Origin of the sequence: Streptomyces murinus (genome assembly GCF_002154555.1) — a bacterium.
In the GTDB taxonomy this organism is placed as follows: Bacteria; Actinomycetota; Actinomycetes; order Streptomycetales; family Streptomycetaceae; genus Streptomyces; species Streptomyces murinus.
Genome location: NZ_MUNF01000388.1, coordinates 1 through 13,659, shown reverse-complemented (window position 1 = coordinate 13,659; position 13,659 = coordinate 1). Strand labels below are relative to the sequence as shown.

9 protein-coding genes are annotated in these 13,659 nt (G+C 72.3%); 8 read left to right on the top strand and 1 reads right to left on the bottom strand.

Annotation, left to right across the window (positions count from 1 at the left end; all coding sequences use genetic code 11):
• The 8 genes from CCN72_RS23245 to CCN72_RS23210 all read left to right on the top strand — a co-directional run.
• Nucleotides 1-808: Rossmann-fold NAD(P)-binding domain-containing protein (locus CCN72_RS23245; protein WP_244174404.1), on the top strand; the 808-nt coding region annotated here is incomplete at its 5' end.
• A gap of 31 nt (nucleotides 809-839) precedes the next feature.
• Nucleotides 840-2,099, top strand: a complete 1,260-nt coding sequence (locus tag CCN72_RS23240) for a sensor histidine kinase (RefSeq protein WP_086809266.1) — start codon at nucleotides 840-842, stop codon at nucleotides 2,097-2,099.
• Nucleotides 2,084-2,740: a LuxR C-terminal-related transcriptional regulator gene (locus CCN72_RS23235; RefSeq protein ID WP_086809263.1), complete on the top strand. Its 657-nt coding sequence runs from the start codon at nucleotides 2,084-2,086 to the stop codon at nucleotides 2,738-2,740. Before CCN72_RS23240 ends, CCN72_RS23235 begins: the two co-directional genes overlap by 16 nt.
• 77 nt (nucleotides 2,741-2,817) lie before the next feature.
• Nucleotides 2,818-3,324, top strand: a complete 507-nt coding sequence (locus tag CCN72_RS23230; protein WP_244174402.1) for a tetratricopeptide repeat protein — start codon at nucleotides 2,818-2,820, stop codon at nucleotides 3,322-3,324.
• A gap of 71 nt (nucleotides 3,325-3,395) precedes the next feature.
• Nucleotides 3,396-5,327: a hypothetical protein gene (locus CCN72_RS23225; RefSeq protein ID WP_086809259.1), complete on the top strand. Its 1,932-nt coding sequence runs from the start codon at nucleotides 3,396-3,398 to the stop codon at nucleotides 5,325-5,327.
• Between the two features lie 106 nt (nucleotides 5,328-5,433).
• Entirely contained in the window at nucleotides 5,434-6,357 is a 924-nt protein-coding gene (locus CCN72_RS23220) for a metal-dependent hydrolase (protein WP_161216077.1), read from the top strand.
• Nucleotides 6,357-7,406 (top strand): PDR/VanB family oxidoreductase, encoded by a 1,050-nt coding sequence (locus tag CCN72_RS23215; RefSeq protein WP_086809255.1) that lies wholly within the window; start codon nucleotides 6,357-6,359, stop codon nucleotides 7,404-7,406. Before CCN72_RS23220 ends, CCN72_RS23215 begins: the two co-directional genes overlap by 1 nt.
• Nucleotides 7,407-7,474: 68 nt before the next feature.
• Entirely contained in the window at nucleotides 7,475-8,191 is a 717-nt protein-coding gene (locus CCN72_RS23210; RefSeq protein WP_086809253.1) for a TetR/AcrR family transcriptional regulator, read from the top strand.
• A gap of 191 nt (nucleotides 8,192-8,382) precedes the next feature.
• Here CCN72_RS23210 and pulA read toward each other — a convergent pair.
• Nucleotides 8,383-13,659, bottom strand: a 5,277-nt coding sequence (gene pulA, locus CCN72_RS23205; protein WP_086809251.1) for a pullulanase-type alpha-1,6-glucosidase, incomplete at its 5' end; no start/stop codon positions are given.

Genomic DNA, 13,659 nt, shown 5'->3' with positions numbered 1-13,659 from the left:
GCCCTGGCCGGCCGGGGCCAGGGCGGACGCCCCGCTGGTCGAGGGCGCGGCGGCGGACGCCGAGCAGCGCGAGTACGCCGTGGACAAGCGGGGCGGTGAGCTGGCCGCGCTGGAGTCCTTCGGCGCGGACGGCTCGCTGCTGGTGCGGGCGGGGCTGATCCTCGGGCCGTACGAGAACGTGGGCCGGCTGCCCTGGTGGCTGGCCCGGATCGCCCGCGGGGGTCCCGTCCTCGCGCCCGGTCCGCGCGGGCTGCCGCTCCAGTACATCGACGCCCGCGACCTCGCGAACTGGCTTCTCGGCGCGCTGGAGCGGGAGTTGAGCGGACCGTACGACCTGGTGAGTCCGCCGGGGCACACCACCATGGGCGCGTTCCTCGACGCGTGCCTCGCGGCCACCGGCGCGGCCGCCGAGCTGTGCTGGGCCGAGCCGCGGACGGTTCTGGACGCCGGGATCGAGCCGTGGACCGAGCTGCCGGTGTGGGTGCCGCCGGGCGGTGAGATGTACGACGCCTGCCATCGGGCCGATGCCGGCAGGGCGTCGGACACCGGGCTGGTGTGCCGCCCGGTGCAGGAGACCGTCGCGGACACCTGGCGGTGGCTGACCTCGATCGGCGGCACCCCGCCCCAGCGGTCCGACCGCGGCGCCCCGGGCCTCGACCCGGAGGTGGAGGCGAAGGTGCTGGCCGCGCTGCGCGAAGGCGCCCCCGGAGCCGCGTCCGAGGACGAGGGCGCCGGCGTGTCCGGCACCGCCCCCGACGCCGATGGTGTACCTGGCACCACCCCCCAAGAGGGGGCCTCGGGCCAGTGACCCCCGCCTGCGGGTCGGCGAGACTCGCCGTATGAACAGCGACAACATGCGCGACAGGGCCCGCCGGTCCCTGCTGGCCGCCGTACAGGGACTGATGCTGGCCCTGATCACGATGCCCTTCGGCATCGCGTTCCTGGTGCTGACCCTGGTGTCCCTCGCCTTCATCCCGCTCGGCATCGGACTGCTCACGACCCCCCTCGTACTGACGGGGGTCAGGGCGCTGGCGGATGTGCGCCGGAGGCTGGCGGCGGAGTGGTGCGGGGTGCGGATCCGGGCGGTGTACCGGCCGATCCCGCGCGGCACCAACCCGTGGACGCGCACCTTCACGATGCTGGGCGACCCGCAGACCTGGCGGGACGTGCGCTGGCTGCCGGTGGACTTCACGGCCGGTTTCATCAGCGCGCTGCTCCCGGCCCTGCTGCTGTTCTACCCCGTCGAGGGGCTGCTGCTGCCCTTCGGGCTGTGGCGGGCGTACACCCGGGGCGGCACCTACTGGTACGCGTTCGTCCCGGTCACCGGGGAGGCCACCGCCATCGGCGCGGCCGTCCTCGCCCTCGTGATCCTGCGGGTCGCCCTGCGGTTCACCCCGGGCCTGCTGACCGCGCACTTCCGGCTCGTGCGGGCGGTGCTCGACAACAGCGAGGGCGAACTCGTCGAGCGGGTACGGGTGTTGACCGAGACCCGGCGGGACGCGGTGGACACCTCGGCCGCCGAACTGCGGCGCATCGAACGGGATTTGCACGACGGCGCGCAGGCCCGTCTCGTCGCCATGGGCATGGACCTCGGCACCATCGAGATGCTGCTCGACAAGGACCCGGAGCAGGCCAGGCGGCTGCTTGCGCAGGCCCGCCGCAACTCCGTGGACGCCCTGGAGGAGCTGCGCGGCCTGGTCCGCGGCATCCATCCGCCGGTGCTGGCCGAACGCGGACTCGGCGACGCCGTACGGGCGTTGGCGCTGCGGCTGCCGCTGCCCGCCGAGGTCACGGTGGAGCTGCCGGGCCGGGCCGACGCGCCGGTGGAGTCGGCCGCCTACTTCGCGGTCAGCGAGGTGCTCACCAACGCGGCCAAGCACGCGGGCGCCGACCGGCTCTGGGTGGATCTGCACCACACCGACGGCCGGCTGCGGATCACGGTCACCGACAACGGCAGGGGCGGTGCCTCGGTCGGGTCCGGCTCCGGGCTCGCCGGGATCGAGAAGCGGCTCGGTACATTCGACGGCGTCCTGGCCGTCAGCTCTCCCGCGGGCGGCCCCACCATGGTGACCATGGAGATCCCGTGCGTGTTGTCCTAGCCGAAGACCTCTTCCTGCTGCGCGACGGACTGGTCCGGCTGCTGGAGGCGTACGGCTTCGAGATCGCGGCTGCCGTCGAGTCCGGGCCCGAACTGACGCGGGCACTGGCCGAGTTGAAGCCGGATGTGGCGGTGGTCGACGTACGGCTGCCGCCCACGCACACCGACGAGGGCCTCCAGTGCGCCCTGGCCGCCCGGCGGGCCCGGCCGGGGCTGCCGGTGCTGGTCCTCTCCCAGCACGTGGAGCAGCTGTACGCGCGGGAGCTGCTCGCCGACGGCGACGGCGGGATCGGGTATCTGCTCAAGGACCGGGTGTTCGACGCGGAGCAGTTCGTGGACGCCGTACGACGGGTCGCGGCGGGAGGTACGGCGATGGATCCGCAGGTCATCCAGCAGCTGCTGGCCCGGAGCTCGGCCGACGACCGGCCGCTCGGCCGGCTCACCCCGCGCGAGCGGGAGGTGCTGGAGCTGATGGCGCAGGGCCGGTCGAACGCGGGCATCGCCGCCCAACTGGTCGTCACCGAGCGGGCGGTGGCCAAGCACACCTCCAACATCTTCGGCAAGCTCGGCCTGGAGGTGTCGGACGACGACAACCGGCGGGTGCTCGCGGTGCTGGCGTACCTCGACGGCGGGCCCCGCTGAGCACCGGCTCGCGGACGCCGCTGCGCACCGGTTCAATTCCGGTGACCTCAAGGGCACGTGTGTGCGAGGGTGACGCGGTGAACCAGGACTGGGAAGACCGGGTGGACGCCGCTTGGGCCGCCTTCGCCCGCGGCGAGTACCCCGAGGAGCGCGCGGCTCGGTTCCGCGCCCTGATCGACGGCCTCGTCGCCGAACTGCCCGAGGACAGCCCACGGGGCCCCTTCGAGCGGGCCTGCGCCTTCGACTCGACCGGGCACTCGGACCGGGCCGTGCCGCTGTACCGGGAGGCGCTGGCGCGCGGCCTCGACGGCTACCGGGGGCGGCGGACCCGGATCCAGCTGGCGAGTTCGCTGCGCAACATCGGGCAGCCGGAAGAGGGCGTGAAGCTCCTCACGCCCGAACTGGACGGGCCGAGCGACGAGTTGGACGACGCGGTGCGCGCCTGTCTCGCGCTGTGCCTCTCCAGCCTGGGCCGCGACCGCGAGGGCCTGTCCCTGGTGATCGAGGCGCTGGCCGCCCATCTGCCGCGCTACCAGCGGTCGATGGCCAACTACGCGCGCGCCCTGGTCGATCCGGAGGCCTGAACCGGCCGCTCCATCGGCATGTACGCGTCGCTTGACGGTGACCAACCAAGGGCTCGCTCGTTCTTCCGGACGTGCAGTCACAGGATGTAGCCCACCGTCACGCCCCCGCCGCCTCCGGACCGGCCGACGTCGAGCGGGCCGAGGCCCTGCTCGTCGAGCACTATCCACGGCTGGTCCGGCTCGCCCATCTGGTGCTGCCGCCGGGTCTCGGCCGCGCGCGCCGGGTGCTGACCGCACACGCCCTCACCCAGCGCGCCCTGCCCCGGGGCCGCAAGCAGGCCGACCTGATCCCGGCCCAGCCCGCGGGCCGTACCCACACCCGCCGGGACCCCGGCGACCCGGCGGCCCGGGAGAGCGACCCCGGCTACGCCTATCTGCGCGAGCGGGTCCTGCGCGCCGCCCTCACCGCCGCCCGCCCGCACCGCGGCCTGCCCCCGCTGCTCCCCCGCGTCTGGGGCCTGCGGCTGCTCCCGCGCTCCGGCGGCGCCGATGAACTCGCCCTGGACCAGCGGCTGTCGAAGCTGTCCGCGCCGGCCCGCGCCGCCTATGTGCTGCGCGGCCTCGACCGGCTACCGGACCAGGAGATCCGCAAGATCCTGGACGCGGCCGGGGTGGACGACCCGGGCGGCGCCCTCGCCATGGCGAACAGCGTGCCCGCCCAGCCGGGCTTGCTCTCCTCCCCCGAGTTCGACCCCTGCACCCTCCAGGCCCGGCCGACCGATCTGCTGCGCCGCCGCCAGCACACCCGGGCCGCCCTCGGCGCCGCGGCCGCCCTCGCGGTGTGCGGGGCGCTGCTCGCGCTGCCGCACTCCGGCTGGGGCCCGGACGGCGCCGCCGCCCCCGTCTACGCCGAGAACCCGGCCGCCCAGGCCGCCCTCGACCCGGGCAAGCTGACCCGGGTCTCCCCCACCGCCTGGCGCGCCGCGGCCCGCACCGACTTCTCGGCCTGGCCCGCGCGCGGCCCGCTCACCGGCGACAAGGACCTGCTGCGCCGCGCCCTCGCGGTCTGGGCCCGGCCCGGGCAGAACGTCCGGGTCTCGGCCACCCCCGGCACCCAGACCGGCGGCCCCGCGGGCCCGCCCCAACTGCTGTACGCGGGGCAGGTGGACGCCGCCCGGGTGGTGATCCTCTACGACGGTCTGCGCATCGCCCGCTACGCGGAACCGGCCGACGGCACCCAGGGCGCCGCCCTGGACTTCGCCCGGGTGGACGGCGCGACCGGCGCCGAGGCGAGCGCTCTGGTCCTCGGCCGCGCCGACGGCAATGTGCAGTATCTGCTGGCCCCCTGGGTGACCAGGGCGGCCACCCGCGATCTGCTGAAGCCGGCCGCGGCGCCCAACCCGCTCACGGTCACCGGCGGTGTCACCGCCCCGCTGACCAGCCCCGCCCTGGCCACCGGCAACTGCACCTCCTGGACCGTGCTCCAGGTCTCCGGCGGCTTCGGCACCCAGCTCGCCACCGACCTCGGCGAGCTGGTCCCGGCGCGTCTCACCGCGGGGCGCCCCGGTGCGACCGGCGAGGCCGCCGGGCCCGAGGGGCTCCAGGCGTGGGCGCCGTTCGCCTGCTCGCTGGCCACCGAGCGCTCCTCGGGCGTGCGCAGCGTCAACGCCTGGGACTACGCGGAGCAGCCGCTGCCCGACGGCAGCGGGGCCGGCCAATGGGTCTGCACCCGCGCCGAGACCTGGCGGGGTGACGGCGCCGCGGCGCTGGCCCAGTTCCGCGTCCCCGGCTCCCGCTACGGTGCCGTCACGGCGAAGGGCACCGACACCGCGGCGTGCGGTCCGCGCGATCCGCATGTGCTGGCCGGGGTGCTGTGGAAGTCCAAGGGCGGGCACTGGTATCTGCTGGCCGCGGGCTCCCCGGACACGGTGGCGATCCACGCGAGCGGCGGGATCACCGCGTCGGCGCCGGGCTCCCTGCTGATCTCCAAGGCCGCCAAGGGGGCGCAGGCTCAACTGAAGGGCACACTGGCGGGCGGCAAGGTGATCGACGGGCTGCACTAGGACCCGCGCGTACGCATGTCATTGACATCCGCCGTTATTGACATCTGCGTAAACAAGCCGTGCCGGAACTCTTCTCAGAGCGCCTACCCGTCAGTACATTGACGCCATGTCTCATACGCAGGCCCGGCCGGTGGAGTCCGAGCGCATCGCGCTCAAGGCCCGCAACGTGTCCTTCTCGTGGGAGGACACGCCGCTGCACTGGGTGCCCGGGGATCCGTTCACCACGCACACCATCAATGTGCTGCACCTGCTGCTGCCCGCAGGCGAGCGCTGGTTCGTGCAGGTGTACAAGCAGGCGCTGCCGCTGATCAAGGACGACCGGCTGCGCGAGGACGTCATCGGGTTCATCGGGCAGGAGGCCATGCACTCCCAGTCCCATGACGAGGTGCTGCCGCATCTGCGCGCGCAGGGCCTGGACCCGACGCCGTACACCGCGCAGGTCGACTGGTTCTTCGAGAAGCTGCTCGGCGACCGCACCCTGCCGCCGGGCCGGGCGCGCCGCTGGTGGCTCCTGGAGCGGGTGGCGCTCATCGCGGCGATCGAGCACTACACCGCGTTCCTCGGCGACTGGGTGCTCGGCGCGGCCGAGCTGGACCGGCGCGGCGCCGACCCCACCATGCTGGACCTGCTGCGCTGGCACGGCGCGGAGGAGGTCGAGCACCGCTCGGTCGCCTTCGACCTGTTCACGCATCTGGACGGCAGCTACCGGCGCCGGGCCCGCACCTGGGCGAGCGCGTTCTCGGCCCTGCTCTTCCTGTGGCAGCGCGGGGTCCGCTTCTTCATGGCGAACGACCCGACGCTGACCGGCCCCGAGGCGGCCAAGGCGTCCTTCAAGGACTTCTACGACCGCGGCCGTGCGGGCGTGCTGCCCGGCACCGGTGCCATGCTGCGCTCCATCCCGCGCTATCTCGGCCGGGACTACCACCCCTCGCACGAGTTCTCCACCGCCCAGGCCGTCGCCTATCTGGCCGCCTCCCCGGCCGCGCTCGCCGCCGAGCAGGCGGAGCGCTCCCTGAAGGGTGCCGCCTGATGCCGAAACTGCGTACGGTCGCCCTGCTCGCGGGCGCCGCCCTGCTCACCCGGAGCGCGCTGCGCCGCCGCGTCCAGGTCTCGCCGCTGTGGCCGATGCCCGCGCTGGAGACGCCGATCTCCGGGCGGCCCCGCTCCCGGGCGCTGCGGCTGCTGCTCACCGCGCACGAGACGATCGCCGACGGTGTCGTACGACTGCGCCTGGAGGGTGCCGAGTTGCCGCGCTGGACGCCGGGTGCGCATCTGGATCTGGTGCTGCCCTCGGGTCTGGTGCGGCAGTACTCGCTGTGCGGGGACCCCGCGGACACCTCGGCGTACACGGTCGCCACCCGGCTGGTCGAGGACGGGCGGGGCGGTTCGCGGGAGGTGCACGAGCAGCTGGCCGAGGGCATGGAGCTGGAGGTGCGCGGGCCGCGCAACCGGTTCCCGCTCGCCGAGGCGCGGTCGTACGTCTTCGTCGTCGGCGGGATCGGCATCACCCCGGTGCTGCCGATGCTGCGCGCGTTGCCGGAGGATGCCGACTGGCGGCTGCTGTACTGCGGGCGGACCCGGGCCTCGATGCCCTTCCTCGACGAGGTGCGGGAGCTGGCCGGCGACCGGCTGACCCTGGTGGCGGAGGACGAGGACGGGCGGCCGGACCTGGACGCCCTGTTCGCGGCGGTGGCCCCGGGCACGGCGGTGTACTGCTGCGGTCCCGAGGGGCTGATGGAGGCGGTCGCGGCGCGGGTGCCGGAGGGGGCCGCGCTGCACCTGGAGCGGTTCGCGCCGCGCGCCTCGGCGGACGGGAACACCGCGTTCGAGGTGGAACTGCGGCGCAGCGGGCGCACGGTGAGCGTGCCGGCCGACTCCACGGTGCTGGCCGCGGTGCGCCGGGAGCTGCCGGGCACCGTCTACTCCTGTGAGCAGGGCTTCTGCGGGACCTGCCAGCAGCGGGTCCTGGAGGGCGAGGTGGAGCACCGGGACGAGCTGCTCACGGACGCGGAGCGCCACGACTCGATGCTGATCTGTGTGTCCCGGGCCCGCGGCGAACGCCTTGTGCTCGATCTGTGACGCAGTGATGTGAACACCGGTTCGGGTCCGAACCGTTGACGGCCGGATCCGCTCGGTAAGGTGTTCGTATGACTACCGGGGTGCGCCGCAGGATGGGTGTCGAGGAGCGACGGCAGCAGCTGATCAGCGTCGCTCTCGACCTGTTCAGCCGTCGCTCGCCCGACGAGGTCTCCATCGACGACATAGCGGCGGCCGCGGGTATCTCGCGGCCGCTGGTGTACCACTACTTCCCGGGCAAACTCAGCCTGTACGAGGCCGCGTTGCGGCGCGCCTCGGAGGAGCTGAAGGCCCGCTTCACCGAGCCGCACGAGGGTCCGCTGGGTGCCCGGCTGCTGCATGTGATGCATCGCTTCTTCGCCCATGTGGACGAGTACGGCCCCGGTTTCTCGGCCCTGATGCGCGGCGGCCCGGCCGTGTCCGCGCCCGGCTCCCGGGAGAAGGAGCATGTCTCGACCACCAACGCGCTGATCGACGACGTACGGCAGTCCGCGTACGAGCAGATGCTGGCCCATCTCGGGATCGCGGAGGCGCCCGCGCGCCTGGAGCTGGTCATCCGCTCCTGGATCTCGCTCGCCGAGTCCACCGCGCTGATCTGGCTGGACGGCCGCCGGATCCCGCGCGAGGAACTGGAACTCCAGCTGGTGCACGACTTCGCCGCCCTGGTCGCCGTGAGCGCGACCCGGGACGAGGCCATGGCGGACGTGCTGCGCGCCATCCTCAAGGACGAACCGGCCGACGGCCCCTTCGCGGAGCTCATCGGCCGGCTCACCTCGCTGACTTCGTAGAACGCGCTGGAGCGCGCTAGGGCCTGTCTGACAATTCCCGTCTGCCGCGCGACGCCATGCACGCACTCTCGCGGCACCGGGCGCAGACCCAAGTACGTCCAGTACGAGGGCCTACGCCCGGCACCCCGAGAGCACGCACCTGACGCCGCGCGGCCGCCCTCCGGGCGACGACGGGAATTGTCAGACAGGCCCTAGGACCGGGTGAACACCGCCACGGTCCTGGCCGGCACCGTGAAGGTGCCGGTGGCCGCCGTGTAACCGGCAGTCTTCACCACCGGGTCCGCGCCGGACGCCTGCACCGGGTGCAGCCGGTATCCGGTCCCGGTCAGGGCGGAGACCGTCTGCCGCTGCGCCTGCGGGGTGGCGTTGAAGACGACGACCAGGTCACCCAGGGTCATGGTGATCACGCCCGGGGTCTCGTCCTTGCCGGACAGCGGGAAGGACAGCTCGCTCTGCACCCGGCCCGCCGTGTCGAGCGAGAACGCCTTCTCGGTCGTACGGATCCTCAGCAGGTCCTGGTAGGCGGCCGAACTGCCCTCGATCTGCGGGCAGCCGACCTTGACCGAGGTCAGCAGCGGACCGGCGTACGACCACTTGTCCTGGTTGTCGGCCGCCATGGGCAGGCCCCGGCCGAAGCCGTTGCCGTCGGCGCAGTTCCAGTGGATGGCGTTGAACCAGTCGCCGCTGTCGAAGGAGTTGCGGTCCAGCGACTTCGAGCGCAGCAGATCGGTGCCCGCCTGCGACAGGGACGGGCCCTGCGAGAGGGTGGCCGTGGCCATCGCCAGGACCTGCATCCGGGCCCGGTCGGCGGCCGAGGTGCCCTGGGGCAGCTTGTAGGCGAGCGCGTCGAACAGGGACTCGTTGTCGTGCGCGTCGACGTAGGCGAGGGCGTCGCCGGGCGCGGCCGCGTATCCGGCGGGCGCGCCGTTGTAGTCGACCTCGGAGCCGGTGACCTCCTTGCCGTCGGTGTCGGTGAAGTGGTACTTGGCGAGGTTGCCGGTCAGCCCGACCTTGATCAGGTCCTGGTAGTGCAGCAGCCGGGCCTTCTGCTCGGCCGGCGTACCGTTCGCCGCCGAGCCGTTGGGGTCGGTGTACAGACCGGAGGCGAAGCCCTGGACGCCGGGGTCGGAGTCGAAGGGGCTGCCGCCGCGCACCGCGTCGCGGGCCCGGTCGGAGAAGGTGGCGATGCCGGTGCCGGCCATGTTCGCCTGGGTGGCCTGCACGAAGCGGGCGTTGTCGGCGACCTCCCCGAAGTTCCAGCCCTCGCCGTACAGGATGATCTTCTTTCCGTCGACGCCGTCCTTCTTCAGGGTGAGCGCGTCGAGGGCCTTGCGGACCGCGAGGATGTTGGCCTTCGGGTGGTGACCCATGAGGTCGAAGCGGAACCCGTCGACCTTGTACTCCTTGGCCCAGGTGACGATCGAGTCCACGACCAGCTTGCCCATCATCGCGTTCTCCGGCGCGGTGTTGGAGCAGCAGGTGGAGTTCGCCACCGAGCCGTCGGCGAGCAGCCGCTGGTAGTAGCCGGGCACGATCTTGTCCAGGACGGAGGTGTCCGCCTGGCCACTGGCCGAGGTGTGGTTGTAGACGACGTCCATCACGACCCGCAGGCCGTCCTGGTTGATCCCCTGCACCATCCGCCGGAACTGCTCGGTGCGCGCGGTGCCGTCCGGGTCGGTGGCGTAGGAGCCCTCGGGGACGGTGAAGTGGTAGGGGTCGTAGCCCCAGTTGTAGGCGTCCTTCGCGGCGCTCTTCGCCACGCAGGCCTGCTGCTGGTCGGAGTCGGCCGGGTAGGCGGCGAGATCGCAGTCGGGGCTCTGCTGGTCGGCCTTCTTCTCGGGCACGGTGGCGAAGTCGAAGGCGGGCAGCAGATGCACGTACGACGTACCGGACCTCGCCAGCTCCCGCAGGTGCTCGGAGCCGTCGCTGTTCTTGTCGGTGAAGGCGAGGTAGGTGCCCCGGTCCTTCGCCGGGACGGTCTTGTCCGCGACCGAGAAGTCCCGGACGTGCAGTTCCTGGATCTGCGCGTCCCGCAGCGGTACGGCCTTGGGCTTGCGCAGGGTGGACCAGCCGCTCGGGGCGAGGGACCTGTCGTCCAGATCGGCCACGACGCTGCGCTCGGAGTTCGCGGTGAGGGCGACCGAATAGGGGTCGGTGACCTTGTTGGTGACCAGCTGCCGGACGCTGGGCGCCCACACCTTGACCACGTACCGGTAGCTCTTGCCCTTCCAGGAAGCGGGCCCGGTGACCGACCAGACGCCGGTGGCGTCGTCGCGGTGCATGGGCCGGTCCGCGCCGTCGATCTCCAGGGCGACGCTCTGGGCTGTGGGCGCCCACACGGAGAGGGTGGGCCGGCCGCCGTGGAAGACCGGGCCGAGCCGTGCCTTGGTGGCGGCCGGGTAGAGGTCGTCCAGGACGCCCGCGGTCTGCACACCGGTCGCGGCCAGCACGGCACCGTCGGCGGCGCGCTGGGAGGCGACCAGCTGACCGGTGAGTGCCGCGCGCACCCGGCCGCGGTCACGCGGGTCCACGGACCAGGCCGTGTAGTCCTTCAGATAGGGGAACTTGGCCTTCTGGGCGTCCGTGAGGGTGGTCTTGCCCAGCCGGAGCCAGCGCTCGTCGTCGCTGGTCAGGGCCCCGTCCTTGGCGGTGATGGAGCCGTCGTGGGAGTAGACCAGCTGGGTGGAGGCGGCGCCGTCGGCGCCGTCCCAGGCGACGGTGTCCCGGTCGATCCAGACCGCCTTGGAGGTGGTCAGGTCGAGGTCGGCGGCGCTGCCCGCGGGCCCCGGCAGCAGATGCTTGTCCTGGCCGTTCAACAGCCACACCTCGTAGCCGTCGGCCTTGAGATCGAGGGACTGGTCGGCGGCGAGGTCCTTCTCGTCGCCGTTGTGGATGATGTAGCTGAGGCTGCTGGCACCTGCGGCGAGCGGGACCTCGAAGACGGCGCCATAGGTGTCAGTCTTCACCGGCTTCAGGGGGGCCGACCAGTCGGTGGGGTTCGCGGCGCCCGTCCAGACGTGCAGCCCCCAGCCGTCGTAGTCGCCGTCGGCGCGGTGGTAGTGGATGACGGCCTTGGTGGTGTCCGGTGCGGGGTACGACGAGGGCCGCTGGGTCTGGACGCCGGTGTCGCCCTGCTTCACCCAGACCTCACCGGTCCTGGTGACGTCGATGCTCCGGTCGGAGTCGGTGTCCTTGTTCCCGTTCTTGTCCACGACCAGGAAGCCCACGTTCGAGGCGCCCGGCTTGACCTTGACGTAGGCGAAGGCGCCCCAGGCGTCCCGGCCGGTGAAGGGGTGTCCGGCCGGCCAGGTGGTGGACTCGCCGTCGGCGATGTCGCCCCAGGCGTACAGGCCCCAGTCGTCGTAGTCGCCGTCGGTGCGCTGGTAGTGGACGATCACGTAGTCGCGCGAGGAGGCGGTGGGCGGGGCGGGCGCGGGTACGGCGCCGGTGGTGCTCTGCGCCGTGGCGCTCGCGGTGTGTCCCGCGCTGTCGATCACGACGGCCTTGTAGCGCAGTGCGGTACCGGCCGGGACCTTGGTGCCGAGGGTCTGGGTGACCTGGTAGGGGGCGTGGTCGGCGGAGCCGAGGACCTGCCACTTGGCGTTGCCGACCTGGGCGGCGAAGACCACCCGGTTCAGCTGCCCGCCGTCGACGTCGGCGCCGAGGGTCACGGTGCCGGTGGCACCGGCGGCCGGGGCGTTCAGGGTGAGTGTCGGCTTGCTCGCGGGCTTGTCGAGGGCGCCGGTCGCCTTGTAGACGACGGCGGACTCGGCGGGGACGGTGACGGTGACCTTGCGGCCGCCGTCGGAGCTGACGGTGCCCGTCGCGCCGTAGACGCCCCGGTACGACATGTCCGCCGAGCCGGTCGCGAAGGTGGCCGACTCGGCCTCGCCCGCGTTGTTGAACGCGACGATGTACTCCTGGCCGCTCCTGGCGTCGGTGCGGGTGAAGGCGTAGATCCCGGCGCCGTCGGCCGCGTACCGCTCGCTCTGCACGCCGTCGGTCAGGGCCGGTTCGGCCTTGCGCAGGGCGGCGAGGCGGGCGATCTGCCGGTACAGCGGCGCTTTCGTGTCGTAGGAGTCGCTGGCGTGGGTGCGGTCGGTGCCGATCTCGTCGTCGGCGAGGTAGCCGGGCACCTGGGAGGCGAACATGGTCTGGCGGGCTTCCTTGTCGCCGCCGTCGCCGGTGAAGCCCTGTTCGTCGCCGTAGTAGACGACCGGGTTGCCGCGGCTGAGGAACATCACCTCGTTCGCCAGCTCGTCCTTCTTCAGCAGCTCGGCGTCCGAGGCTTTCGGGTTGTCCTGCTTGAGGAAGTACCCGATGCGGCCCATGTCGTGGTTGCCGAGGAAGGTGACCTGCTCATAGGCGTTGGCCCGGTCGGTCGTGTACTTGTAGTCGTCGCCGAGGACGCTCGCCAGCTTGCCGGCGCTCGCGCCCTGGGAGGCGTAGCCGCGGGCCGCTCCCTGGAAGGGGAAGTCGAGGGTGGCGTCGAGGCGGCCCCGGGTGACGTACGGGGCGGTCACCGAGGTGTCGGTGTCGTACGTCTCGCCGAACATGAAGAAGTTCTTCCGGCCGTGCGCCGCCGCGTAGCGGTCGAGTGCGGTGGCCCACTGGGTCCAGAAGTCCAGGTCGACGTTCTTGGCGGTGTCGATGCGGAACCCGTCGACGGCGAAGTCCTTCACCCACCGCTCGTAGATCCGCTCCATGCCGTGCACGACCTCGGGACGCTCGGTCCACAGGTCGTCCAGGCCGTCGAAGTCGCCGTAGGTGCCGGACTCGCCGGCGAAGGTGGAGTCGCCCCGGTTGTGGTACATCGTCGGGTCGTTGAGCCAGGCCGGGACCTTGGACGCGGCGGTGACCTGCGGGGTGTACGGGAAGGAGGCGTCGGAGACGGCCGGGAACTCCTTGGTTCCGTCCGCGTAGTCGGCGTCGTCGAAGGGCTTGCCGTCCTTGGTGAGGTACGGGTAGGCGCCCTTGGAGCGGTAGTCGGAGGAGTTCTCCTTGTTCGTCACCACGTCGGCGGTGTGGTTGGTGATGACGTCGAAGAAGACCTTCATGCCCTTGGCGTGCGCCGTGGAGATGAGGTTCTTCAGGTCCTGGTTGGTGCCGAAGTGCGGGTCGACCTGGGTGAAGTCGGTGATCCAGTAACCGTGGTAGCCCGCCGAGGCGTTGGCACCGGTCCCCTGCACCGGGATGTTCTTGAAGATCGGCGCCAGCCACAGGGCGGTGGTGCCGAGCCCCTTGATGTAGTCCAGCTTCTGGGTGACGCCCTTGAGGTCGCCGCCCTGGAAGAAGCCCTCGTCGGTGGGGTCGTATCCGGTCGTCATGCGCGAACCGGTGAGCCCGCCCTTGTCGTTGGCCTTGTCGCCGTTGGCGAACCGGTCCGGCAGGACGAAGTAGAACTGCTCATGGGTGTCGCCGTGCCGGGCCGGCTGGGCCGCGAGGGCCGAGTCCGACGGGGGCGGGGG

Excerpts from the sequence above, each read along its gene's own strand:
- CCN72_RS23220 (WP_161216077.1), top strand. The coding sequence starts at position 5,434 with ATGTCTCATACGCAGGCCCGGCCGGTGGAGTCCGAGCGCATCGCGCTC.
- CCN72_RS23210 (WP_086809253.1), top strand. The coding sequence starts at position 7,475 with ATGACTACCGGGGTGCGCCGCAGGATGGGTGTCGAGGAGCGACGGCAG.
- CCN72_RS23215 (WP_086809255.1), top strand. The coding sequence starts at position 6,357 with ATGCCGAAACTGCGTACGGTCGCCCTGCTCGCGGGCGCCGCCCTGCTC.
- CCN72_RS23240 (WP_086809266.1), top strand. The coding sequence starts at position 840 with ATGAACAGCGACAACATGCGCGACAGGGCCCGCCGGTCCCTGCTGGCC.